Origin of the sequence: Weizmannia sp. FSL K6-3076, from assembly GCF_038007245.1 — a bacterium.
GTDB lineage: Bacteria > Bacillota > Bacilli > Bacillales > Bacillaceae_C > Weizmannia > Weizmannia faecalis.
In genome coordinates this window covers 2526402-2551190 of sequence record NZ_JBBOWU010000001.1, presented here as the reverse complement: position 1 = coordinate 2551190, position 24789 = coordinate 2526402, and the positions used below count along the sequence as shown (strand labels likewise).

Here is a 24789-nt window from a genome sequence, read left to right as displayed (position 1 = left end):
TGGCCCGTTGGTCAAGCGGTTAAGACACCGCCCTTTCACGGCGGTAACACGGGTTCGAATCCCGTACGGGTCACCATTTACATATTTGGAGGATTAGCTCAGCTGGGAGAGCGTCTGCCTTACAAGCAGAGGGTCGGCGGTTCGATCCCGTCATCCTCCACCATTTTATCATCGCGGGGTGGAGCAGTCTGGTAGCTCGTCGGGCTCATAACCCGAAGGTCGCAGGTTCAAATCCTGCCCCCGCAATTTACATATAAAGGTCCCGTAGTGTAGCGGTTATCACGCCTGCCTGTCACGCAGGAGATCGCGGGTTCGATTCCCGTCGGGACCGCCATCTACATTTTACATAATTGTGGCTCGGTAGCTCAGTCGGTAGAGCAAAGGACTGAAAATCCTTGTGTCGGCGGTTCGATTCCGTCCCGAGCCACCATTTGGCCGGTCTAGCTCAATTGGTAGAGCAACTGACTTGTAATCAGTAGGTTGGGGGTTCAAGTCCTCTGGCCGGCACCACGCAATATGGAGGGGTAGCGAAGTGGCTAAACGCGGCGGACTGTAAATCCGCTCCCTCAGGGTTCGGCGGTTCGAATCCGTCCCCCTCCATTTTTTAAAGGGGCATAGTTTAAAGGTAGAACAGAGGTCTCCAAAACCTCCAGTGTGGGTTCGATTCCTACTGCCCCTGCCATTATGATGGCGGTTGTGGCGAAGTGGTTAACGCACCGGATTGTGGCTCCGGCATTCGTGGGTTCGATTCCCACCATCCGCCCCATATTTATTGGGCCATAGCCAAGCGGTAAGGCAACGGACTTTGACTCCGTCATGCGCTGGTTCGAATCCAGCTGGCCCAGTATGCGGAAGTAGTTCAGTGGTAGAACATCACCTTGCCAAGGTGGGGGTCGCGGGTTCGAATCCCGTCTTCCGCTCCATTGATGGCGGCATAGCCAAGAGGTAAGGCAGAGGTCTGCAAAACCTTTATCACCGGTTCGATTCCGGTTGCCGCCTCCATCATATTGTGCCGGTGTGGCGGAATTGGCAGACGCGCACGACTCAAAATCGTGTTCCTTCGGGAGTGTCGGTTCGACCCCGACCACCGGTATAACAGCATCACATTGAAAGCTGATGCCAAACGGAACGCTTCTCAAGATAAAGAGAAGCGTTTTTTTATTGCAATTATATTATTGAAGCCGAGCCCAATTTAAGTGGCTGCTTGAAAACGTACACTTGTGGGTATCTACAGCAATTTAACTTGTACAAAAAGGGAATTGATCTTATAAGAAATGTTTGAAAATACTATCTTAAATTTTCTATTTATAATGAGAACAAGAGCTGGGCAGCCTACTATTTACTAGGGTTGTCTTTTCTTTTTTTCACCGTAACCGTCCCATCTTTTTCAAGATAAGCCTGGTCAATTTCATCAAGTGAAAATACACCTTGCTTTCTCAATAACTCCGTCAGTTGGTTCATATCAATTTTATTTTTTTTCAGTACGACTTTGTTAATTTTTCCCTTATCGATCATCAGCGTTTTATCCCCGATAAGGAATTTTTCCAGTTTATCATAGCGGTAAATGAGGATGTCAAAAATGATTTTAATGATGACCCAAACAGAAAGCATCGCAAGAATGTAGTACCATTTTACACTTGGGTCATAAAGGCCGTTGCCGACGATTTCAGACAGCATAATGCTCCAGATGAAGTCGATTGGCGTAAGGTTTGAAATGCTTTTGGCGCCAGTACATTTTAGACAAAAAATGAGCGCAAGAAAGCCCATGATCAATTTTAATAAGTCCATGCCAATTTGCATCGCTAAACCCCTCCTTCAATGACGTTCAGTTTTCTCTCGAATGCTCACTTTTACGGGGCTTTCCAACGCTTAATCCAACTGTTTATACTGCTTCAGCAAGCATTCTATTTTTCACTTCGCCAACTTCATGCAGTTTGGATACCAATGCTCTTTCTGCTGCTTCTATAGGAAAAAGAAAACCTGTATCGGAAGAAAATCCACGCCCCGATCGTTCATAAGGATTTTTTAATTGCATTTTCCCTTAAAATCAGTGTCGTAAACGAACGTTCTCATCATTGGGATACACCGGACAGGTTAGGCAAATCATTTTGTTTTGGGAATCTGTTATTTTACAATAGATCTATCTTCACGAGTAGAAGGAAAGGAAGCGGACAATGGGTAGTCAAAAAAAGTTGAATGACGTTGCATTTTCGGTTTTAGATTTGATCCCCGTTTTATCTGGAAAGACACCGGCAGATTCGTTTAAAAATAGCCTAAGCCTCGCACAGCATGTTGAAAATTGGGGCTACAAACGATACTGGCTCGCGGAGCACCATAATATGGTGGGAGTAGCCAGCTCTGCAACGGCTGTTTTAGTCGGGTATATAGCGGCAGGGACGAAAACCATCCGTGTCGGGTCTGGCGGTGTGATGCTTCCAAATCATGCACCGCTTGTCGTGGCTGAGCAGTTTGGAACACTGGGTTCCATCTATCCAGGCAGAATTGATCTCGGCCTTGGCCGTGCGCCGGGTACAGACCAATTGACAGCTGCGGCGCTCAGAAGGAATTTAAGGGGCGGGGAAATGGATTTTCCGGATAATGTCCAAGAACTGATGAACTATTTTCTCTCGGATAAAGAACGCAGGACGTATGCACGGGCCGTCGTGGCAGAAGGGGTGGATGTTCCGGTTTGGCTTCTTGGGTCAAGTACATACAGTGCCACACTTGCTGCCAGGCTCGGCCTGCCGTTTTCGTTTGCAAGCCATTTTGCACCAGCGCAATTGTTTGATGCTTTATACCTTTATCGGGAGAACTTCAAACCGTCCAAGTATTTGCAAAAGCCATATGTGATTGCGTGTGTGAATGGCGTAGCAGCTGACACAGATGCAGAAGCAGAAAGGATCGCAACAAGCCTGTACCAGTTTTTCCTCGGCGTTATCCGTGGAAAATCGCAGACGCTGCAGCCGCCTGTCGATAGCATGAACGGGATTTGGACTCCGTTTGAAAAAGAAGCGGCATTGCGTCAGCTTGAATATGCTTTTATCGGTTCAAAACAGACAATCAAAGAGAAAATGGAAGAATTTTTGGATGATACACAGGTCGATGAGTTGATGTTTGTATCGCATATTTACAACCATGAAGAGCGGCTGCGGTCTTATGAGATCCTAAGTGAACTGAAGGAAGATCATGCGTGAATAGGGGAGCTGTTTTGCTTCCCTTTTTCGCAAAATGGTTATTGACATTTTTTACGATCTGGATATAATTATAAAAGTGACATAACAAACAGCTTTGTTTGCGATTCATAGGATCATGCCGGTGTGGCGGAATTGGCAGACGCGCACGACTCAAAATCGTGTTCCTTCGGGAGTGTCGGTTCGACCCCGACCACCGGTATCAAAAGATCACATTTCAGTTTTTCGGTAAAACGTTCCTTATAATCTAGTAAGGAGCGTTTTTTCATTTTCCGGCAGAAGTCACTCTCTTCAATCGGTGAAGGGCAGAAGGAAAGGGATGAATTTCGGTTTGCATTTACTAAAGGCTGCTTATTTGTTTTTTTCATTATTCAGTCGTAAAATAAAATAAAGAATTTAATAATAGCGAATCTAAACACAAATCACTATACTTATCAAGGCTATGAAGCATATCAGCTAGTTCCGGGCGTTCCAGATTTGTTCAGCAATCCCAATTCGCCGAAAACAAAGCATATAAGTGATATTCGTAGGCTTTGAAAACCGTTCAAGTGCGCTGATACATAACGAATTTCAGAGGAGATGGGTGAGAGTGAAGATCAGAGCTGCTGTACTACGGGAATCAGGTGCTGCTATGCCATATGCAGCAAGCAAACCGATTAAAATTGAAACATTGGAACTCGATGAACCGCAACAAGGAGAAGTGCTTGTCAAGATGAAGGCGGCCAGTTTGTGCCACTCGGATTTGTCTGTTATAAATGGCAGCAGACCCCGGCCTTTACCGATGGCTCTTGGGCATGAGGCTGCCGGTGAAGTGGTGAAAACCGGTGAAGGTGTGACGGATCTTGCGCCGGGTGACCATGTTGTTTGTGTGTTTGTACCAAGCTGTGGCGAATGCCTGCCGTGCAAGGAGGGACGCCCTGCATTATGCGAAACGGGTGCGGCTTCAAACGCGGCAGGTACTTTACCAGGAGGCGGCATCCGGCTGCATGCAAATGGTGAAGACATCATGCACCATCTCGGCGTATCCGCTTTTTCAGAATATGCTGTTGTGTCCCGTCGTTCTTTGATTAAAATTGAAAAAGACGTTCCGTTTGAAAAGCTTGCCCTTTTTGGATGCGCTGTCATTACGGGGGTCGGGGCAGTCGTGAATACAGCCCGGATTAAGTTGGGCAGCACAGTTGCGGTTGTCGGTTTGGGCGGCGTCGGATTAAGCGCATTAATCGGGGCTGTATCAGCAGGGGCGAGCCGTGTAGTAGCAGTAGATGTCAATGAAAATAAATTTGCGTTGGCAAAAAGGTTTGGAGCAACAGATGTATTTGATTCCAAAGATCCAGATGTTGTTGAGAAAATACGTGAAGCAACTGGCGGGGGACTGGATACTGTTTTTGAGACGGTAGGTGCAGTCCCGGCGATGGAAACGGCATACGCCATCACCAAGCGCGGTGGCACAACCGTTACGACAGGACTACCGGATCCAAAACATCATTTTTCTTTCCCTTATGTAACGCTGACGGCTGAGGAACGGACGCTAAAAGGTTCCTATATCGGTAGCTGTGTTCCAGAAAGGGATATTCCAAATTATATCCGGCTTTTTAAAAACGGCCGCTTGCCAGTGGATGAATTGGTAAGTGATGTCATTTCTTTGGATGAGATAAATGAGAGTTTCGACAAATTGGCTAAAGGGGATTCATCTAGAATCATGATTCGGTTCGACTAAAAGATGATTGCCAAAAAAGGTGCCCCGTGCCGATAAAGTGGCAGCCATGTTAAAACACAATAAAGAAGAGATCAAGCAACTAGAAATGAACTTAAGTATTTACATCAAGTCCGAGCACCCATTTGCATGATGACGACTTGGTACAGCAGATAACAGGGCTGGAATATTTTGTTCATTTTATAAAACGGCAAAAATTTTGATTTCCTGACTGAATCCAGCGATTCGCAAATGGTTTGAGGAGAAATATAGGATTCCGTCAGCATCCGCTTTGAGGAGGATGGCGGCAGGGTCGTATACGTGGTCTACAAAAGGCTTGGCGCCACGCAAAGTGCCAGGCCTTTTATTTACAATTTTTTCAATACAAATTATACTGAAAATACGACTTTATACATAAAAGAAGGATTACTTTCATGAATAAACCGGCATTTTTAAAACTAAGCATCTCCATGGTGATTTTTGGTTCAATCGGATTTTTCTCTAAGTATACGGGCCTGCCCGCACTGGAACTCGTTTTCGTCCGCTGTGTGAGTGCTTCAGCGATCTTAGCCGTTTACTGGCTTGCGACCGGCCAGTACAAAAAAGAGCGCTGGAGTATAAAAGAGATGCTCTTTATTTTAGGCGGAGGTGTTACGCTTGTCATCAACTGGCTTTTCTTGTTTTTGGCGTTTGAAAAAACTTCTGTCACCGCCGCGATTTCCATTTACAATACAGCTCCGCTCATTGTGCTTGTTGCAGGTTGGACGCTGTTCCGGGAAAAATTCCAATGGGGCGGACTGCTTGCCACTTTGGCGGCCTTTATCGGCACCATCATGATTACCGTAACAGCTTCCTCTGCGTTCAGCCACGTTCTCCTGGTTGGGTCGGTTTACGCATTTTGTGCGGCGATTTTTTATGCAGGTACAGTGATGATCGGCACAAGGATCAAACAGGCAAGTCCATACCTCGTCACGTTTCTGCAAACATTCATCGGGGTCATCATGCTGGCGCCTTTTGTCGACTTTTCAAAATACACTGGGCTCACTCCCGAAAACTGGACATTCAGCTTGCTGACAGGTGTCATCCATACCGGTATCGTGTATTTGCTGTTTTATGGCAGCATCCGATTTTTGCGCACGTCCGTCATCTCAGCCCTTTCTTATCTTGATCCGTGCGTTGCCATTTTGCTTGATATTTTCATCACTGGTTTCGCACCGTCCTATATGCAGGCAGCCGGCATCGCCATCATCTTTTTAGCTGTCTCCTATACAGTAAGAAAAAACAGACAGGAAGACCCGGCAACACAAAGACAAGTATAAATTGGGGCTTGCTGAACGAATCCGCTTCTGCGTTTGTCCCCACTTTGTCAGTAAGCTCTAGAAGAACTTCGAAAATGCGATTCTGTCTTTTCTATACATTGAATCAGTTTTCAAGTGCAAGCTTTTCTTTGGATTTTTATAATCCCCTTGTATTTAAATTTTTGCCAAAGCTGTCAGCATCCTTGCCAAATCTAGGAATTTTGCTTATTCAGCAAGCCCTAAATTGGCTTTCTTATCCGCAGTTTGATCTAGGGGATGGGAACGGTTATTTTTTTTTGGGGGTGGTTGGATTGTTTATGGCAGCAAAAATTCAGCAGCACTTTTTCATATGGTCGAGCTACACATCAGTTTTTGCCATCTCAACCGACGCCCGCAATCGCGGCACTTTTTCATATGGCTGAGCTGCACCATCATTTTACCGGTCACAATACATGTTCTTTATCCTCTGCAGCTCCGCTTCTTTCCCATTCTTTTAAAAGAGTGCGTTTATGGGACCCCGCATATTGCTGTTGCATTTCGCTTTCACGCCGTCCGTTTGGGATACCTGTTGATTGCCAAAAATAGAAGGCTTCCACTTTTTTTAATCTCTAAAAAATCTGCAAAAAGGGTTGACGAGCTGAATAAAAAATACTAATATAGAGATATTTAATTTTTGAAATATTAGAAATCCATACAATATTAGCGACCGATTCAATTAAGTTGAAGTTTCATTCAGCTAAAAAATGACAATTCAGGGAGGTATGACCGTTGAATCAGACGATCGGGCATCAGTTGGACAGACTGTCAGTAGGAAAAGTGCAACGACGGGCAACCATGGTAATTGGAATGGGATTATTTTTTGATTTTTTTGAGTTATTTCTTGCAGGGGTGCTCTCCAGTGTATTAGGTGAAGAATTTCATGTCTCTGCTTCACTTATGCCTTTGCTGCTGGGCTCCAGCTTTTTGGGGATGTTTATCGGGGCTATTTTCCTTTGCCATATTGCGGACCGTTACGGCAGAAAGCGGGCGTTTATGCTCAATATCGGCATTTATAGTCTTTTTACTATTTTCATTGCCTTTAGCCCGAATGTCGGCACGGTCATTTTTTTCCGGTTCCTGGCAGGAATGGGCCTGGGCGCGCAGCCGGCGTTATGTGATACATATTTAAGCGAATTGATTCCGTCGGTAAAACGCGGGAAATATATTGCCTGGGCGTATACGCTTGGTTTTCTCGCCGTTCCTGTTGAAGGATTTCTTTCCCGTGTCCTTGTACCTTTAAGCCCAATGGGATTGGATGGATGGAGATGGGTGTTCCTGCTTGGGGCGGCAGGGGGTGTTTTCGTCTTGATAGCGGCGCGGTCGCTTCCGGAGTCTCCGCGCTGGCTTGCCACTAAAGGAAGAATGCAGGAAGCAGTTGCATTATTGGAGAGATTTCAGGAAGGAAAGAAAGAGGCCGGGATGGTTTCAAAATTGCAATCTGAGCCTGCAGATCAAACGCCAAAGGGAAGTACTTTGAGTGCTGTCTTTCAAAAAAGATTATGGAAAAGTACGGTCATGCTTTACATTTTTCAAATTTTCCAAACGATTGGCTACTACGGCTTTGGGACGCTCGCACCGCTTGTACTCGCATCAAAGGGCTACACCGTCACGCATTCACTGGAGTATATTGCCTTGTCATTTATCGGCTACCCGCTCGGATCATTACTTTCTGTTCCGCTTATCGAAAAAATGGACCGTAAATGGCTGGTGTGCTTTTCCGCTGTTTGTATGGGTGTATTTGGCGTTTTATTTGGGATCGGCGGCTCGCCTTTTCTGGTCATTGTATTTGGATTTGCCTATACACTTTGCAGCAATATCTTTTCAAATGCTTTCCACGTACTGCAGGCGGAAATCTTTCCAACTGAAATCCGTGCGAGTGCTACCGGAATGGCATACAGCATCAGCCGCATTATGAGCGGCCTCATGCCGTTTATGCTGCTCCCGGTACTGGAAAATGAAGGTGCAACAGCGATGTTTATTATTGTTGCAATAGCAATGCTGATTGTCGTATTGGATATCGCACTACTGGCGCCAAAAACGACAGGACGTTCACTCGAAAATATAGAGAGTCTATCTGAACCGCAACTTTTTGGAAAAAACAGGGTTCACCTTTAAAATGAAAAAGAATATACAGGCAAGCAGAATATTGATGGCTGGAAAAGTGATCAGACATTTACCAAAAGAAAGCCTCATACAAAGGGGCCCTATCCGATAACAATTGAAAGAAGGGCTCGCTTTGAGAAATCAGTCAATATTTAATACTTTATCACTTAGTGAAAAATTCAAGTGGTTTTTCTTAGGGCAAACAGTCTCTTTATTCGGAAGTGCGATGACTCCTGTTTCTCTTGCTTTTGCAATTCTTAAAGTTAAGCAGGGCCAACATCTATTGGGGTATATACTGGCGGCTGCGGTTCTCCCTAATATTTTGATGCTGGTTATCGGTGGCAGTATTGCTGATCGTTACAGACGAGATAAATTAATACGCCTAAGTAACCTCGGTTCCGGATGTTCTCAAATGGGGATTGCCATTATCGTCCTTGCAGGCGGAAATCCATATACGATTTTCCCATTGGCAATTATAAATGGTATATTAGGAGCCTTTACTTCCCCTGCAATGCGAGGTATTATCCCTGAATTGGTGGAAAGTATGTGTAAAATTTTACTCGAGGGGGCAAATGAGTGAAAAAAAATGGGAAGACACTCTATCATCTAAATGTACACCTTGAATTAACATCTAGAGAGAGGTCTTCCCATGGATATTATATCAATAATTGCTGTATTATTAAAGGATACAAAAAGTCTTATGGAATTTGAAGAACAAATTAAAATTCTGATGCAGAAGGTTTTTACACAATGGGTTGGGGATGTATTTGAGGAGTTAGATAAAACAATTAAACAAAAGAAGTTGGAGGAAGGCTGGGAGTACTGCCGTAGTGATAACAGAAGCGTTCAGTTTCTATTTGGAAGTGTGACTTTTAAACGTTCATTAATGCGTGATAAGAGAGGGAACTCACATTATCCCTTGGATGAATGCTTGGGGCTGGTACCCCACCGGAGATATAGCCCGTTAGTGGAATGAAAGGTGGCAGAGTTGGCAAGTGAGAACACCTATCGGGAGGTGGCGAATATTTTAAAAGAATGGACAGCCGTGAGTCTTAGTCATACAACTGTAGGGGAAATGGTGAAACGCGTAGGAAAAACGCAGGCAGAAGCCGACAAGGCCCTTGTAGAAGAGATGGAAATAGCTGCTTCACTGCCTGATGGGAAGAAGGTAGACTACCTGTTTTCCGAAGCAGATGGCGTATTCATCCGGGGACTGGAAAAGAAACAGGGTATGGAAGTCCGCCATGCCATTCTCTATGAAGGTTGGGAAACCAATGGAAAAAGGGTCTCCCTGCGTCAGCCCACAGTCATCATGACGACGGAAGACATTCAGACATTTTGGGATGAAGTCCAAGCCACAGCTGCCAACACCTATTCCCTCGAAAAAGCGCATGTCATTACAAACAGTGATGGAGGTGCTGGGTACACAGCTGAACGGTTTCAAACAGCATTCTCACAGTCGGAATTTCCGGTGCTCAACCAGCTGGATACCTACCACGTTGCACAAGCCATCATAAGGACATTTGGGGGCGGAAAGAGCGAGATCAAGGAGCAAATTAGAAAAGCGATTAGAACGCATGACCTGGACCAATTCACGTTATATTTGGATACGCACGAAAGCACCTTGACGGATAAAAAGGCTCTCAAGAAAATCAAGGAATTCCGTTCGTATATCTTGAAAAACTGGGACCGCATTTTTGACTGGAGAGACAGGGTGAAAAACGTGCCGGAAGGTGCGAGAGGCCTAGGAGCGATGGAATCGAATCAAAGGCATATCTCCTTCAGGATGAAAAAAAGGGGCATGCATTGGAGTGAACTTGGCGCAGAAGCCATGGTGAAAATCAAACAAGGCATACTCAATGGGACATTGAGAGAAGCCTATCTGAAACACCGTTCAAGAAGCGAGAGAAAGCAACGGAACTTGAAACAATCCATCAGGATGTCTCAACATCCCCGTTATCCATCTTTATACGGAAATATTACATCTTTTCCGAAAATTACACCGAGCAAGTAAAGCACGGTAGCCGAAAGTGTACAAAAAGAGTGTCTTGGAATACCCGATATTTAAACCTTGTCGAGAAAAACTTGACACATACCAGTGATCCAGTCCATTTTTCTTTTTACCCTTTTTAGTGTAAAATAGTTTATATAAAAACAGTTTATAAATGAACTACTTCTTAAAGGTGTGAGTAAAATGGACTTAAACTATGATGACCCAAAAGTGAAGCAAGCCATGGAGATTTATCAATTATTAACGGCTATTGGCAAATTTACAGCTAAATTAGCGAAAAAGAATGCGGAAAATTTTGGCTTGTCTCTCCAACAACTATCCATCCTTAATACTTTACTCGCTTTTCCTGAATCCACACAGCAAGAGCTGGCAGAAAGGCTTGTATTATCAAAGAGTACAATAAGTGTTGGTATTGATAAATTGGTTAATATGGGTCTAATAGAAAGGAAACTCTCAACAGAAGATCGAAGAGAAGTAAAGCTACAGTTAACATTGAAAGGGGAGGAATTGGCAAAGAAATCAAGTAAGAACGCAATTCCTTATCAAGCGATGCTTTAAGCAATAGAAAAAATGCCTGAAGAAGATATTCAGTCTTTACTCGTATACAGCAGGAACTTTTAAATCACCTTAATGAATATGGTTACTAAGTTATTGTCAGGCATTACTTGTGAAATTGGAAATAAGCACTACCGTGGCAATTAAAACAATAAATGAATAAGTGTATAGCTTAAAGAGAAAATCGTTGAAAAGGGGAAATCAAATGAGTACAACCAGTACAACCACTAAGAAAAGAAGAACCATTAGACTTAAAAAGGTGTCACGAGCATTAGCTGTTATGATAGGCGCTTTTATAGCAGCATATGGACTCGAAACGGTATTGATCCCAAATAATGTATCGGACGGTGGGGTAACAGGCCTAAGTATCGTGGGTTCTCAATTATCTGGATTGCCCCTGGGACTTCTGATTGTAGTAATAAATATTCCGTTTGTATTTTTAGGGTATAAACAAATTGGTAAAAGCTTTGCTATTTATTCAATGATAGGTATTGCCTCACTAGCTATTGGTACAAGACTTATGCGTCCCCTGCCTGCTATTATTCAAGGTGATACAATGATAATAACCGTTGTTGGGGGTATTATTATCGGATTTGGAATGGGGTTGGCGTTACGGAATGGCGGTGCATTAGACGGGATTGATATGTTAGCGGTACTACTTTCTCGAAAATTGCCTTTTGGGTCAAGTGACCTCATCTTATTTTTAAACATGTTTGTTTTTATTATTGTCGCCATAGTATTTGGCCTCCAAGGAGCAATTCTTTCTGCAATTGTCTACTTTATTGCTTCCAAAGTCATTCATATTGTTGAAGAAGGGTTAAGCGGTTCTAAAACCTTTAAAATTATCACCGATCAACCAGAATTAATGGTTGAAACCATACGTGACCGCTTGGGACGTAGTGCAACGTATAACCTGGTTGAAGGCGGTTATTCAAACGAACAATTCAAAGAAATTACATGTGTCATTAACCGATTAGAGGATAGCAAAATAAAAGAAATTATTTATGAAATTGATAAGCATGCTTTTGTAACTGTGTACGATGTTTCAGAAGTGAGGGGTGGTAACTTCAAAAAACGAAACATACATTAATTTAAATATTATCACCGATTGTCATCGTATCTTCTTGTTTCAATTGGTAATATCCTGTGCTTTTTTAGATTTAAAAAACTTAAAAAGAATATGCTGATGATATAAGAGAAAAATTGGGAAGGGGTGTTGCTTTTGCAAATGATATTGGAAAATCAGTTGAAGCATCTAATCATGAACATGCTTCGACCGTGAGCCAAGCCGTGAATATTAATCGACATGGTCGTCACCCCGGTTTTTTTATCCGGTTCTCAAAGATTTAAGCATACTTACATTTTTCAATCCTGTAGTCTAATGGATCCAAAAATAAACCCCAAAATTAAGCCGTTAAAAATGGGGGATGTCTAAAAGATGTTTTTACCTAGAACATTACCCGCAATGTTGGCAACATCAGCGATTCCCACGGTCAATTTGGAAAGTCATGAACTTGAAACTAGGCAATATATACAGATTTAAAGCGATGGAAATCCTTCTCGAAGGCACGAAATACGATTGATTAAAAAGTGATGTTTTGTTTACGGCGGTACCTCTTAAGCCTTCGGGTTTGAAGGGTAAACATTTTATTTTGGCTGCTTTTCTGCGTGCTAAGTCTTTTCTTTTCATTCACTTAGTGAAAACCCAAGATTGCTTTTTCAACCGCTTTGGCTAATGCTTTTTTGAAAATGAGTATTCCAACAGACAGGTAAAATAAACTAGGAACGATGAGAAAAATAAAGTCACTCATTGAAGAAGTTATGATGCTCGTGTTGCTAACCATTATATCTTTTACCTGAATCCGTGACGAAAATCTAACAAACATCGGTAATAGGTAGTTTTCCCAAGTGTGGATTTCTAGATGTAACTGATTATTCATAAAATATATCCTTGTAACTTTGGTAGGTAAATTTTTTCCTATTTCATTTATTTTAGGTACGAAAAATAAACCTGCAAATTTCCATTTTTTTGCAAGTTTTCTGGTTTGTTTCGGCTTTTCTTCTTATCGCTTATTACCCTGGTTGTCTAGTAAAAGGCATCGTATAAGCGAGCAAAAGTCGGCAACCATTTGTTGGTCGCCGTCACTTTTAATTTCCATTGCCGACCTTGGTAAACAAGCTTTGAAGCCAGTGTAATCATATTCTGGATGACAGTTCGGATTCTTCTTCGTGTTGCTTTCTTTTTCAATGGTGCATCTTGTTTTTTCAAACTTTCTTGTCCGATCAAACGAAGTAAATTATACGCAAATACACCAAAATGGAGCACAAGGCCATTCGTTTCATATTTGCCCGATGGCAACCGTTCCAGATCCAGTTCTGATTTAATTTCACTGTGAAACTGTTCGCATGTGCCATGGTCATGATAGAGAGAGATCACCACATGAGGCGGCACTTCAAGATCTGTCCAGTAGGTTTCAAATTCATATTCGGGAATCAAAAAAATCTGGCCGTCTCTTGAGATGGTTCTTTCGATCACTTTAAAGACTTTTCGGATGGTTCGTATCTGGTCTTTTAATTGAATGGTTTCGGGGATGGATCCAAGGTAAACCTTCTTTCCTTCCCGTTCTTCACAGCAGATCCCATATTTTTGGGCAATATGAAGCCAGTCTTCTGCTTTTTCCTTACGAGGATTGCGTTTGATAACAAAGCTTGCATGTTCTTCCAAGAAAATGATGAGATTATCCCGGCTGTCATTTCCGGAATCAAGCCTGAAAAGCAATGGCTGATCCGTTAATCTCCTGGCAGATTGGATGGTTTCCTTGATAAAATTCGGCGTACCTTTTTGGCAGTGGTTATTTCCCTTTCGCATCTCAACATGCAGGCAGTAGCCTTCCTGCCCAATGTAAGCGAACATAGGTGCATAACCGTCGCAGCCTTTATAGGTTCTTTCCACTCCTTCTTTTTTTGTTTTGGAGTTATCAAAAGGGGAGACATCCAGATCAACCGGGATATACGGCTTGTCTTTGGCGTAAACTGGGCTAATTTCCGCATTTGTATTGCGGATCAGATTCAGCGATTCTTCATGCAAGATCGCTTTCCATTTTTCCGTCAAGGCAGCTTGGTCCAGTCGCTGCCTTAAAGTCGGGCTGGAAGGAACCCTTTGGATATCCAAAGCCAGTGCAAAAAAGGCATCTTCGCGGAAGGTTTCAATATTGTCATAATCGCTTTTTCATTGGCAAAGCAGGCCAATATAGGATTTGGCCACATCAGCATTGGAACAGACGGGATTTCTGGAAATATCAGGGAGTCGATAGGCATTTAACCTGGAAGCTAAATTCGTTAGATTTAGTAAATTTCCTACTATCTCTAAACCGCTTTGGCAACAATTCGTTCTTTCGTGGCTTCTATCACTAACTTTTTCATTAGATCACCTGAATGTGGAATGAGTTAAATTTAATCCTGAAATATTCATAGCTACAAATCCCATTTGATAAATTTTGTTAAATTAGTTGAAAATAACGGTATTTAATTAAGAACCGTAGCCAATTCATAAAATAACTGAATTTTCAATAGAACAATTCTGGTATTTTGGGCATACTTGCCCCTTGACTGAAAAATTTATTTTTTCAGCTATGAGAAGTATTCTATTGGTCATTCCAATTGTAGCTTTTGAATTCGATTCAGTACATCCCAAAAGAAATTTTGATACACAAAACTCGATGATAGTTTGAAGTAAAGGGATCTGCCTGATTTCACGACTTTACTTGCCGCTTTAATTAACCGAGTACGTATCGTATCAATTTGCATAGTTTTTTGACCTTCCGGAAAACAAAGAGTTCGTAACCAATTGGTCAAATTATATGCAAGAAGTGTTAACATCATTTTTACTTCGTTCACTAGAAAAGCGTGGCTATTCATATGATCAAAGTAAAAGCCATTTTTTGCTTCTTTGATATAGTTTTCCATCGTCCCTCTTTTTTGATAAGCTCGGACGATATCTTGAGGAAAAGCTAATTCAAAGTTAGTAACAAAAAAGGAATGGGTAAAGAACAGCTCACCTGCAGGACGTACCGATTGAATAATCACCCTTCTTGGTTTTGACCATGATTTTGCTTGGTAAATCGTTTCTTCATAATAGGTTTCCGTCTTGGAAACATCTAAAGGTGCGGAAGAAGGATGGTATTCCTTCGCTAAACTTTGTAGTTGTGAATTCGATTTCAACCGAATAATATACAAAACAGATTCTTCTTCACACAGATCGTATAATCCCGGAACAGCAAACCCGCTATCTCCACGAAGAAACAGGGTAGTTTCCGGAAACATTTCGTTATAATGTTTAATGAGAGGCCGAATAAATTCCACCACACCATTTGATGTATAAACATTTCCGGGACGGAGTTGTGCTTTCAAAAAGTCACCAGTCGCACCATCAAAGGCGACTAATGGATGAAAACCCATCGTGCCATAATGAGTATTATATGACGAAGATTCTTGGTCCCCATATGTATCCGAATGAGTCGAATCCAAGTCGATAAATAACTCTTTCGATTGTCGAAAACAATGAATCTTATCAAGCACTTCTTGGTTAGCCAGATTTAATTGTTCAATTGAATCTTTATCAAATCGTGTATAAAAGCGAGACAAACTGGGCTGGGAAGCAAGTGTTGGAGTTTCAATGATTTCCTTAAACACAGGATCATGAGTCAACTGATCAGCCGCATCATCTTCCGCATACCCGGCAATGAGTTGATAGACTTTTTGACGTAACAAGTTTTCATTTGAATGAAGATAATATTTCCTTGAATCGTTAAGTCTCAAGTACTTAACTAAAGTCTTTGAAAAACCAATTTTTTCATCGAATTCTCTAAAAAGAAACTCACCTGTATCGGAGGAAAGAGAACCTCCATCATTTGACAATTTAATTTTATGATTGAAATCAAGTGTTTTTTGCGTTAAAGTAACCATATAAAGAGTCCTTTCTGTTTGGTTTTTGTTTTGGTTACTTTAACTTTAACAGAAATGGATTCTTTTTTCATTTTTTTAATGAATTACAATCAGCTCTGAAGAGTAAATTCATCAATTTTTAGATGTTTTATGATAAAATGACTTATCCACATTTAGAAAATTTTTCCATCTATTTTTTCTGCTTTCAAAGTCAAAAAGAGCCGAATTTGCAAATTTCTTTTTTAAAATTGTGGATAACTTCAAAAAAACCTTTTTTTACATCACATCCTTTGCTATAATATAACCATTAAGTAAACCTTACTTGTATTGGCTTACTTAAATGGGTGAAATCCTCGTCTGTTAAAATGCGTGTCCGAAACGATTCCAACAGATTTGAGGATTTTTCTTTTGCCGTTTTTTTGAGTGCTTTTAAGATTGACGAACCTTTTTCAAACAGCTGTCTAATAATATCTGTTATTTGAACTAATAAATAATGATTTTTCATGGCTGTGTAGTTTTGGCTATTGGCATGTTCTATATTGTAACGATTATTTTTTTGTTCGTTAAATCCTTGATTTTCAATCTTCCAGCGGCTTCTTCCTGCAGCGATGAGTCGTTCCACGTTCTTTTTCGTGATTTTAATATCCGTTATAAATACATACTCTTTCGATTTCCCATCCTCTGTTTTCATTGTGGCCTCCATCAGATTGACCGTTCTGTCTTTGTAGGCAATATCATTCACCCAAACTAATGAATTCTGATCCTTACTTTGTTCCAGCTCTTTTATTGCCTTAAACTCCGTCGAGATACTTTTAATTCTCCCTTCCTTAAATCTGCATATATATTTCCATTTGTGCGCCCTGCACAGATTAAATACCGTTTCACATGCATAGAGACTATCTCCCAAGATACAAATCGGTAGTCTTTTAAATATTTTTTTTATTTTCTTTGCCAGCCTGTCGAAGGCTTTTAATTCACAATCTTGCTTAGAAACATTTTCTGATTCATTTTCGATAAATTCGGAGGCAATACTGAAGACCATATCCCCCACGACAAGCTTGGCTTCAAGTACATGGTGCATATAAAGTACGTTCGTTTCTCCTGTTTCTTTATTTGTATATGCCCGTCTCAGGCAGTGTTTACAATGTTTCTCATGAAAGGTGTGTAATCCAGTTCCATCAATGATGACACCCCAGTACTTTCCTTCAATTCGATAAGACTCGAGAGACCTTTTTTTCAATAATTCTTTAATCATATACGTTCTAATTTTTTCTAATTCATTTACATCTAAGCCAGATAAAAAGTCGTTAATTGTATCATAATGTGGAAGTTCTTCAAGAGAATCTAAGCCTAACACCTTCCCTACATTTTTAATACATTCTTCTTTATTAAAACGCTCACTCATGTTTCTCATGGATTTTAGGCCGGTCATATTTTTCAACATCATCGTAAATAAAAGGACCTCTGGACCATAAGTGATATAGCTTTGATGTCGGTGGTCTGCTACCTTTTTTAGGTTATTCATCAGGTCTTTGAAAAAATGCTTCTGAATTTTAAGGAACTCGAAAAAATAATTTGCTTCTTTTTCACGATTTCTTTTTTCTTTTCTAGTAACCAAAATAAAAACCCCCTCAAAACAGCCAAGTTTAATTAGGGCTTGCTGAACGAATCAAATTTTAGCTTGTATTCGACTTGTCACTAAGCCATGCCAAAATATTCGTCCAGCAAGCTCTAATTATTTAAATTATTACATATTTGGCCGTATTTTTGGGGGGGATACTTAAATTATCACGAAAAATTTTTACTCCTCAGAGCTGAATTACAATAAAGCCGAAAAGGCTTGGTAATCCATAAGTTATAATAAGTTTCTGAATTTCTGTGAATAATTCAGATTAATAGATATGCGTATTATACTAGATTTCATGCGAATGGGTTAACGTTAAGTGAAAATTTCGTCACGGATTCAGGTTTTGCTTAAGGTCTTATTAAATTTTCTGACTAATATATAGTAACAAACAAGTGAAAGGGGATTGAACCGTAATGAAGTGGATAAAAGTTTTAATCGGGGTAATAGTCCTCTCCGTTGCAGGGGGAGCCGGCATTGCTGTCGGAATGAATATGAAAGAAGAACGGCCAGTCGTTTATTCAGACCCAGCCGAAACCATTTCTGCGCCAGAAGCAAAAAAAGAGGAACCTGTTGCTTCTTACACAGTTAATAAAGAAGGCGGGCAGAGCAAAACAGCTAATCCAGTCATTCGCGAAACAGAAGGCAAAGTCACTGCGCTGGATAAACAAAGCATTACCGTTTCATTTCCGTTCGGCGGAAGCGAAACATTCAAGTTGACGAATCAAACAGTAGTCGAAGATTTTTCCTTGCCGTTAAAAAAAGGCGTGCTTGTTGAATTGAAGGCGTCAGGAGAAGAAGCGGTAAAAATCGAAACAGAACGGACAATGGATGTGAAAGCTGTTATCGTATCAGACGAAAAAGAATCAATGAAGGTTGAGGCGAATGGCACAACAAAAAGCTTTACAAAGGGGCACTTCTACCGTTTTGACCGGGACGGCTACCGTGGCAGTCTAAAGGGTGTACCAGTCGAATTGGATCTTGATGAACATGATAAAATTTTATCTGCAGAACTTGATGACGAATTTCTTGATGGCTATGATGACTGACCGTGAAAATTAGGAATACACGAGTAAAAAACTGCCAAAACCCAGGCAGTTTTTTTGCAAATTATACCGGTTTGCTTTTTTGAAAAATGAATGCAGGGGATGAATCAAAGCGGAACAGGCAAGAGCAAACAGCAGGAATCCCGGCCGCCTCCGCAAGAAACCGGAGCCGTCTGGATGGATCATGAGGCATCAACCACTTTTTTAAACTGCAGGCACACCCGCGTCCCTTTTCCTTCTTCGCTTTCAATTTTAATCCCCCCGCCATGCTGGGTCATAATTGAATGGGCGATCGAAAGGCCCAGTCCGGTCCCGCCGGTTCCCCGTGTTCGCGCTTTGTCGACCCGGTAAAACCGTTCAAAGAGATGCGGCAAGTCTTCTTTTGGAATGCCGGTGCCGTGATCTATTACGGTGACCGTCACAAAATCATTATCGCTTCCCACTTCAATCTGTACGGGAAAGCTGCTGTATTTCAGTGCATTGTCCAAAAGGATGACCAGCACCTGGACAAACTTTTCTTCATTGGTCCATGCATACAGCCCGGGTGTTTCAGCTTTCACAGAAATGCTGCGGTTGGATGATTGGCTGAGCCGCTTTGCAGTTTGCCTGCAAAGATTGGCGGCATCAACCGGTTGCAACTCATACGAAACATCTTCACTACGGGCAAGCGCAAGCAGCTGCTCGGCGATCGAATTGAGTCTCCGGCTTTCATCCGAAATGGCGGCAATCCCTTCAGCCAGGATTTCGGGATCATCTTTTCCCCAGCGCCGTAACATGGCAGCATAGCTTTCAATAACCGTAAGCGGTGTTTTCAGTTCATGGGAGGCGTCATAGATAAATTGCTCCTGCTTTTTAAACATGGCCTCAAGCCGGTCAATCATGGCATTAAAGGTAAGCGCCATTTGGTACAGTTCATCGTGATGATTCAGGGCAAGCGGGATCTTTTCAAAGCGGCCGTTTTCTTCAATATCCGCCATCGTCTTCATCATCGTTGAGACCGGTTTTAAGAACAGACCGGAAGTTTTTACACCTACAAATGCGGCCAGCACAATTAAAACAGCAGAGGAGGCCAGTAAGATCGTAAGCAGCAGTCGGCTGTCTTCAAATATGTCTTCGGGGACCACGGAGAGTTCCAACATTCCAAGGTATTTTCCGTTTTCCATGATCGGATAGGAGGCCACAATAGCAGTGAAATCCTCACCTTTAATAGTACGGGTTTGGTCATCTTTCGGAAACACCGGTTTGATGGACAACAGGTCTTCTTCATCGGCTTTTACATAAACCTTTTGGTGCTGTGCATTAAATAAACGGATCATCCCTTCATCCGGTACATGCGTTTGCAATATCGGTTCCGGATCGGAAAAAAGCGCATCCCCGCTGCTCACACTTTCAGCTAATTGTTCAGCACTGTTCTCCAGGCTTGTTTCCAACCGGTCTTTTGAAAAATAAAGAAACGCCAAAAATACAATGGTATTGCCGGCAAAGAGCACAATAAAAGACCAGAGAATAAGCAATGCCGAAAGTTTTTTCTTAATCGACATTAACCCGTCTCCTTCATTGTATAACCAACGCCCCTCACTGTGTGGATCAGCGCTGTTTCGTGCCCGTGGTCAATTTTTTTGCGCAAATAGCCAATATAAACATCTACAACATTCGTATCTCCCGCATATTCAAATCCCCATACTTCATTTAACAACTGTTCTCGGTTTAATACAATGCGTTTATTCTTTAACAAATAGCATAAAAGATCAAATTCCCGTTTTGTCAATTCAATCGGTTTGCCGCCTCTTGTCACCTGCCTTGTTGCCGTGTTGACAAGCAAATCGGCAAGGGCATATTCGTGTTTCTTGCTGTTTTCGGATTTGCCGGTATGGAGTGCACCCGTTCTCAGCGCGGCACGGATCCGCGCGAGCAATTCCTCAATATTGAAAGGCTTTGTAATATAGTCATTTGCACCATGGTCTAGCCCGTTCACCTTATCGAGGACAGAATTGCGGGCTGTCAGCAAAATGACCGGTGTCCGGCTGTTTCTCATACGGTAGCGCCGCAAAACCTCGAGACCGCTCAAGCAGGGGATCATCACATCCAGCAGTACCAAATCCCAATCTTCGCTTTCTAGCAGGTTGAGTGCTTGTGATCCGTTCTCTACCCAAACGGTATCATAGTGCTCATGCTGCAATTCGAGCTCCAGCACCCGTGCAATTTTCACATCGTCTTCCACAATCATGATTTTTGACAATTCTGGACCAGCTCCTTCTGAAAGTGCATTCCCATCATTATTTTAACAATTTTCTGTTTTGAAAGGAATGCAGTCAGTACTTTTGTTTGAAAAATCAAAGTGCGTTGAAACGGTTTTTAAACTCTTCCGGCCCATTGCCTCAAAGTCAAAAAATGAATGAACTGAATGATTTGATAGGTGGGTGGAGCTGCTGGCAATGCTGGCCCTTTCGAAGTTGTTCAGCTCCGTTCCTTGAAAAAAGCTTCCACTGCCTAAATTGCCATACCACTTTGGGTAGTGTGCGTTTAATCGCTTCCGGTGTTCTTCATTCGGCCTATGGATAAAACCTGGTGGAGCACAATATAGTGGTCGAAAAATTTTGTGGAAACAAACGTTCTCATCGTGTATAATATGATTAATAATTCAATTTTAGCAAAGGATGGGGTAAAATAATGGGAGAAGTACTTATTCTGGAGAAAAAGGTAAACTATTTACCCGGAACTGATTACGACGGGCTTTGGAAGAAAATTATAAGTGAACTGTTTGAGGAATTTATTTTATTCTTTGCACCTGATTTGTATGAGACCATTGATTTTGGAAAAGGAATTGTTTTTCTCGAACAGGAACTGCACAAAGTCATCATCAAGCATAAAAAAGGGAAAAGAATTGCAGACAAAATTGTAAAGGTTTCCTTGAAAAACGGCGAAGAAAAATATGTATTCATTCACATTGAAATTCAAGAAAAACAAGATCCGGACTTTTCCAAACGAATGTTTACTTATTTTTATCGCTTGTTTGATCGCTTCCAAGAAAACATTTATTCCATTGCGATTTTGACCGATTTGTCTAAATCAAATAACTCAGAGCCGTTCCAATACTCCTTTTACGGCACTGAACTTACGTATCGCTTTAACACTTATAAGTTTAATGAAGCGGACATTCCTTCTTTGAAAAAGTCTACGAACCCTTTTGCCATTGCAGTATTGGCGGGTATTTACCTTCATCTAACGGAAAAGAACTATCAGAAACGATATGAAGTTAAGAAAAAATTGTTAAAAGAATTCATCTTATCCAACCAAAATCTTAGTTCTAATTATGCGGAAGCGCTTTGTTACTTTATTGACTATCTTCTGTATCTTCCTGGTGAGTTAACAAAACAATTAACGAAAGAGTTATTTATTCACATTGAAAAGGAGGCAAACCATATGCTGTATTCTGAAGAGCTTAAAGAAGCTCCTACATTTGCAGAGTATCTGAAAACTGTGAAAGAAGAAGGAATTGAAATAGGGATAGAAAAAGGGATTGAAAAAGGGATTGAAAAGGGGAAGGAAGAAGGAATTGAAATAGGGATTGAAAAAGGGAAAATGGAAGAAAAAAGGAATTTGGCAGCCGAGTTATTAAGGGAAGGATTTTCAGTTGAAAAAGTTGCAAAAATGGTAAAACTCAGTATAGATGAAGTGAAAAAAATTAAAAAATGTGTGAATAACTAAATGAATTGAGACAAGGGATGGGCTGCCTTTCTATATAATCAAAGAAATAGTGATTTTAGAGGAGCACTCATTAATTGCCACTGAAAATTTCTTAAGATTGCAAAGCACTTAACAATATTAGCACCCAAAGAGTTCTCTTTGAAAGATTTCACACTAAATAAAGAAATAGCCACATGCAAAATTGACTTTAGCGTGTGGCTTTTAAAAAATGAGCTTCTTGGGTGCTACCTAGTTGTTTTAAAAAAATTTAATAGATAAAAAAGGAACTGACGTTTGCAGTAAAAATCACTTAACATAGCATTTTTTTATCCATTTTTATATTCAATGGTAATTTTTGTAGCGCCAGTATTCTACATCCCGGCTATTCGTTTGATTTTCTAATTAGCCCAAATTCTTCAGGAAAAATTATTCTTCAATTCGAGTTAACTTCACTTCAACTTTAAATCGATCCGGATTTTTTTCCAAAACTGCGATGAACCGTTTTAAGTCTTGAAAGATAATAAATCCTTCTGTTTCATTTTCATAATTCATCGTAAAGGACTCCGGTTTTTCATTATTTTCTTCATTTTCTGTTGCGTCACGTTCAGCTATCTTTTCTGTTTCTTCAACGGCAACTTGGTTATTTGAAGATAATAAGTTATTAATCAACATTTTCATTTCCTTAAACTCACTCATCAGTTGGTCAACACGTTCATCCCCTGCATTTCCAGCTGGTTCTTGTCCGGATTCCACAGCAGCCGGCGTAAAATCTTTTATATTCTCCTGTGCTTTATCTTTCTTATATTCATCTATCCACCCGTTTTTGAGGGCTAATTTTTTCAGATTGTGTTTATAATTATGAACGGAAGAATCTCGTTTCCCCCAAATTTTTGCAATTGATTGGGCGTTCCATTTTTCTGTATATTCGGATATAAGCAGCCATTGATCTTTTTTTGGAAGCTTTTTTAAATCATTAAATGGAATCACTTGGTTTGGATCAGCGTCCGGTTTTGAGTGCGGAATTGTCCGTTTCTTCTTCATTTCAAGTCCTAAATCAGTCAACAATTGATAGTACACCTCTTCTTCAATACCTAATGCTTCTATTATTTCATTCTCTGAATAGGTCTCCCTCCATTTCGTTAAAATTTCCGTTTGTCGTTCTTTCGGATGCGATTTTAAATCTTCGTAGGTCATTAAACTTGTAAACATATTGTACACCTTTACCTTTCCTGATTTTTTATATAACTTTTTTTCTTTCCCTCTTAATAAGTCACTGGCAAAATAAATTTTTCCTATCTCGTGTTTGACTCCCTTTCCCTTTTTTGCATAAGCTCCATAAGAACTAATCTTCTTTTCTTTGATTTCTGCATAATATGTTTGCTTTATGTCATTATGCGTATTTAGCACCGGTCTACCTCCTTTGCATAAATTTGAAAATCGCTTTTCATTCCATATTCTTTCTATAAAATAATTACAGTGTTGGGTTGATGTTGGAGAATTTTCAGTTATTTTTAAGGGACTTTGTTCTATTATTGCTGTCTTGATCTTCAGGGACGATTTCTCCTCCTGCCAGTTGTTTAAGGTACATAAAATTCTTTTTTGAGTTCCAATTTTATACATGATATTCCAATTTACCTACTTATTCCTTTAAGCTGTCTACTAATTAACGGACTATCTATATTATACTAGATCCTATGTATATTATCTACATTGAATGAAAATTTCATCACTAATTTGATAAGCTTTTTTGTCAAAGAAAACATCATCTTTTTATATAAGTTGGACTAAACATTACTTTTTCATGTGTCGCCAAAAGCAATGTCCCTGATCATAATTGATTTTGACGCGAAAAGAGCGCGTACCGGTGGTCGGGTGTCGAATGTATCTTCTAAACCAACAATTTATCAAGATTTTTGTTTACCTTTGTGTAAAATTTGCGCAAAAATTATTGAAAGCCATTACAAATGTCCCTTTTTCTCTTATAGACGTTTTTGGTAAAATTAAGTTATTGATTGAAGAATACTAAATATAGGAGTGACGGCAATGCTTTTGTTTTTTGGTAAGTTTATCTTGCTTTATTTGTTTCTTTCAATTGCATTTGCCTTATTCAAAGTGCTGTATTACAATATCGGCAAAAAATTCGTTTCTAAGACGGCTGATGGAACAATATTGCATTGGGCTTTAAGTGTTTTTGTTAAAAACGGTACGAAAATGGATAGTAATGATTACTTTGTTATGGCTGTTTTGGCGGCTTTATTTGCGATTTACTTGTAAAAAACTCCCAGAATCCACGATATACCAGCAGTTTTTTTATTTTGTTGGATATTCATTATTCTTACAAAATTCTTTAATCTTATTATGGTTTTTTGAAAACTTTTTCCACGCTTTTTGATCCCTTTTTAAACACTGTTGGGCAACACCAGCCAATCCCGCTGTCGCCGGTTCATAATTCTATATCCGCTTTCCTTTACAGTACTTGGCAACTTGCACTGTTTCGTCTCCGTAAAACCCATCAGCGCTGTATTTTGGGAGAGAGCTCGCAGCAATCAAACATTTCTGCAGCGTGTTACCTGGAAACCGGACAACGCTTTTTTTAGA

At 40.7% G+C, this 24789-nt stretch carries 18 protein-coding genes, 14 tRNA genes and 2 pseudogenes; 26 read left to right on the top strand and 8 right to left on the bottom strand.

Going from position 1 to position 24789, the window contains the following annotated elements:
• Position 1 precedes the first annotated feature (1 nt).
• The 13 genes from NSS95_RS12285 (at position 2) to NSS95_RS12225 (ending at position 1093) form a co-directional block, all read left to right on the top strand.
• Positions 2 to 76, top strand: a tRNA-Glu gene (locus tag NSS95_RS12285).
• An 11-nt stretch (positions 77 to 87) separates the two neighbouring features.
• Positions 88 to 163, top strand: a tRNA-Val gene (locus tag NSS95_RS12280).
• A 9-nt stretch (positions 164 to 172) separates the two neighbouring features.
• Positions 173 to 246: transfer RNA gene (locus NSS95_RS12275), tRNA-Met, on the top strand.
• 12 nt (positions 247 to 258) lie between these two features.
• Positions 259 to 334, top strand: a tRNA-Asp gene (locus tag NSS95_RS12270).
• 20 nt (positions 335 to 354) lie between these two features.
• Positions 355 to 430: transfer RNA gene (locus tag NSS95_RS12265), tRNA-Phe, on the top strand.
• 4 nt (positions 431 to 434) lie between these two features.
• A tRNA-Thr gene (locus tag NSS95_RS12260) sits at positions 435 to 510 on the top strand.
• An 8-nt stretch (positions 511 to 518) separates the two neighbouring features.
• Positions 519 to 600 (top strand) — tRNA-Tyr (locus NSS95_RS12255).
• An 8-nt stretch (positions 601 to 608) separates the two neighbouring features.
• A tRNA-Trp gene (locus tag NSS95_RS12250) sits at positions 609 to 682 on the top strand.
• Between the two features lie 8 nt (positions 683 to 690).
• Positions 691 to 766 (top strand) — tRNA-His (locus NSS95_RS12245).
• Positions 767 to 773: 7 nt separating this feature from the next.
• Positions 774 to 845: transfer RNA gene (locus NSS95_RS12240), tRNA-Gln, on the top strand.
• 3 nt (positions 846 to 848) lie between these two features.
• Positions 849 to 923, top strand: a tRNA-Gly gene (locus NSS95_RS12235).
• 5 nt (positions 924 to 928) lie between these two features.
• Positions 929 to 1002: transfer RNA gene (locus NSS95_RS12230), tRNA-Cys, on the top strand.
• Positions 1003 to 1011: 9 nt separating this feature from the next.
• Positions 1012 to 1093, top strand: a tRNA-Leu gene (locus tag NSS95_RS12225).
• Between the two features lie 242 nt (positions 1094 to 1335).
• On the opposite strand, the gene NSS95_RS12220 is transcribed toward NSS95_RS12225, so the two are convergent.
• Both NSS95_RS12220 and NSS95_RS12215 read right to left on the bottom strand, forming a co-directional pair.
• Entirely contained in the window at positions 1336 to 1800 is a 465-nt protein-coding gene (locus NSS95_RS12220) for a DUF421 domain-containing protein (RefSeq protein WP_340713918.1), read from the bottom strand.
• 82 nt (positions 1801 to 1882) lie between these two features.
• Positions 1883 to 2035, bottom strand: coding sequence for a hypothetical protein (locus NSS95_RS12215; protein WP_340713917.1), 153 nt, complete (start codon positions 2033 to 2035; stop codon positions 1883 to 1885).
• Positions 2036 to 2174: 139 nt separating this feature from the next.
• On the opposite strand from NSS95_RS12215, the gene NSS95_RS12210 reads away from it, so the two are divergent.
• From NSS95_RS12210 to NSS95_RS12165, 10 genes and pseudogenes are all read left to right on the top strand, one after another.
• Entirely contained in the window at positions 2175 to 3194 is a 1020-nt protein-coding gene (locus tag NSS95_RS12210) for an LLM class flavin-dependent oxidoreductase (protein ID WP_061565773.1), read from the top strand.
• 117 nt (positions 3195 to 3311) lie between these two features.
• Positions 3312 to 3393: transfer RNA gene (locus tag NSS95_RS12205), tRNA-Leu, on the top strand.
• A 387-nt stretch (positions 3394 to 3780) separates the two neighbouring features.
• The gene (locus tag NSS95_RS12200; RefSeq protein WP_340713916.1) at positions 3781 to 4908 is read left to right on the top strand and encodes a zinc-dependent alcohol dehydrogenase family protein; all 1128 of its coding nucleotides are present in this window, start codon (positions 3781 to 3783) and stop codon (positions 4906 to 4908) included.
• Positions 4909 to 5318: 410 nt separating this feature from the next.
• On the top strand, positions 5319 to 6203 hold the full coding sequence (locus NSS95_RS12195; protein ID WP_017550135.1) for a DMT family transporter: 885 nt from the start codon (positions 5319 to 5321) through the stop codon (positions 6201 to 6203).
• 128 nt (positions 6204 to 6331) lie between these two features.
• Positions 6332 to 6604, top strand: coding sequence for a hypothetical protein (locus NSS95_RS12190; protein ID WP_061577275.1), 273 nt, complete (start codon positions 6332 to 6334; stop codon positions 6602 to 6604).
• A 346-nt stretch (positions 6605 to 6950) separates the two neighbouring features.
• A complete protein-coding gene (locus tag NSS95_RS12185; protein ID WP_014097400.1) occupies positions 6951 to 8336 on the top strand; it encodes an MFS transporter in 1386 nt (461 codons plus the stop codon).
• 121 nt (positions 8337 to 8457) lie between these two features.
• Positions 8458 to 8904 (top strand): MFS transporter, encoded by a 447-nt coding sequence (locus tag NSS95_RS12180; protein WP_014097401.1) that lies wholly within the window; start codon positions 8458 to 8460, stop codon positions 8902 to 8904.
• A gap of 69 nt (positions 8905 to 8973) precedes the next feature.
• Positions 8974 to 10338, top strand: a pseudogene (locus NSS95_RS12175) (ISLre2-like element ISBco5 family transposase).
• A gap of 180 nt (positions 10339 to 10518) precedes the next feature.
• Complete coding sequence (locus tag NSS95_RS12170; RefSeq protein WP_014097403.1) at positions 10519 to 10893, top strand: MarR family winged helix-turn-helix transcriptional regulator; 375 nt, start codon at positions 10519 to 10521, stop codon at positions 10891 to 10893.
• 202 nt (positions 10894 to 11095) lie between these two features.
• Positions 11096 to 11980: a YitT family protein gene (locus tag NSS95_RS12165; RefSeq protein WP_014097404.1), complete on the top strand. Its 885-nt coding sequence runs from the start codon at positions 11096 to 11098 to the stop codon at positions 11978 to 11980.
• A 996-nt stretch (positions 11981 to 12976) separates the two neighbouring features.
• On the opposite strand, the pseudogene NSS95_RS12160 reads toward NSS95_RS12165, so the two are convergent.
• The 3 genes and pseudogenes from NSS95_RS12160 to NSS95_RS12150 form a co-directional block, all read right to left on the bottom strand.
• A pseudogene (locus NSS95_RS12160) lies at positions 12977 to 14313 on the bottom strand (IS1380 family transposase).
• Positions 14314 to 14541: 228 nt separating this feature from the next.
• On the bottom strand, positions 14542 to 15855 hold the full coding sequence (locus tag NSS95_RS12155) for an IS1380-like element ISBco1 family transposase (protein WP_014097406.1): 1314 nt from the start codon (positions 15853 to 15855) through the stop codon (positions 14542 to 14544).
• A gap of 286 nt (positions 15856 to 16141) precedes the next feature.
• A complete protein-coding gene (locus NSS95_RS12150) occupies positions 16142 to 17452 on the bottom strand; it encodes a transposase family protein (RefSeq protein ID WP_014095824.1) in 1311 nt (436 codons plus the stop codon).
• A 422-nt stretch (positions 17453 to 17874) separates the two neighbouring features.
• Here NSS95_RS12150 and NSS95_RS12145 point away from each other — a divergent pair, with 422 nt between their 5' ends.
• Positions 17875 to 18507 (top strand): DUF5666 domain-containing protein, encoded by a 633-nt coding sequence (locus NSS95_RS12145; protein ID WP_340713915.1) that lies wholly within the window; start codon positions 17875 to 17877, stop codon positions 18505 to 18507.
• Between the two features lie 179 nt (positions 18508 to 18686).
• Here the strand turns inward: NSS95_RS12145 and NSS95_RS12140 are convergent, their stop codons facing one another.
• Both NSS95_RS12140 and NSS95_RS12135 read right to left on the bottom strand, forming a co-directional pair.
• Positions 18687 to 20045 carry a sensor histidine kinase gene (locus NSS95_RS12140; RefSeq protein WP_340713914.1) on the bottom strand — a complete coding sequence of 453 codons (1359 nt, stop codon included), beginning with the start codon at positions 20043 to 20045 and terminating at the stop codon, positions 18687 to 18689.
• The gene (locus tag NSS95_RS12135; protein ID WP_035184018.1) at positions 20045 to 20731 is read right to left on the bottom strand and encodes a response regulator transcription factor; all 687 of its coding nucleotides are present in this window, start codon (positions 20729 to 20731) and stop codon (positions 20045 to 20047) included. Before NSS95_RS12135 ends, NSS95_RS12140 begins: the two co-directional genes overlap by 1 nt.
• A gap of 443 nt (positions 20732 to 21174) precedes the next feature.
• Between NSS95_RS12135 and NSS95_RS12130 the strand changes: the two genes are divergently transcribed.
• Positions 21175 to 22212, top strand: coding sequence for a hypothetical protein (locus NSS95_RS12130; RefSeq protein WP_014097410.1), 1038 nt, complete (start codon positions 21175 to 21177; stop codon positions 22210 to 22212).
• A 405-nt stretch (positions 22213 to 22617) separates the two neighbouring features.
• Here NSS95_RS12130 and NSS95_RS12125 read toward each other — a convergent pair whose 3' ends face one another.
• A complete protein-coding gene (locus tag NSS95_RS12125; RefSeq protein ID WP_061086853.1) occupies positions 22618 to 23598 on the bottom strand; it encodes a hypothetical protein in 981 nt (326 codons plus the stop codon).
• Positions 23599 to 24234: 636 nt separating this feature from the next.
• Here NSS95_RS12125 and NSS95_RS12120 point away from each other — a divergent pair.
• Complete coding sequence (locus NSS95_RS12120; RefSeq protein ID WP_014097412.1) at positions 24235 to 24465, top strand: hypothetical protein; 231 nt, start codon at positions 24235 to 24237, stop codon at positions 24463 to 24465.
• Positions 24466 to 24789: the final 324 nt, after the last annotated feature.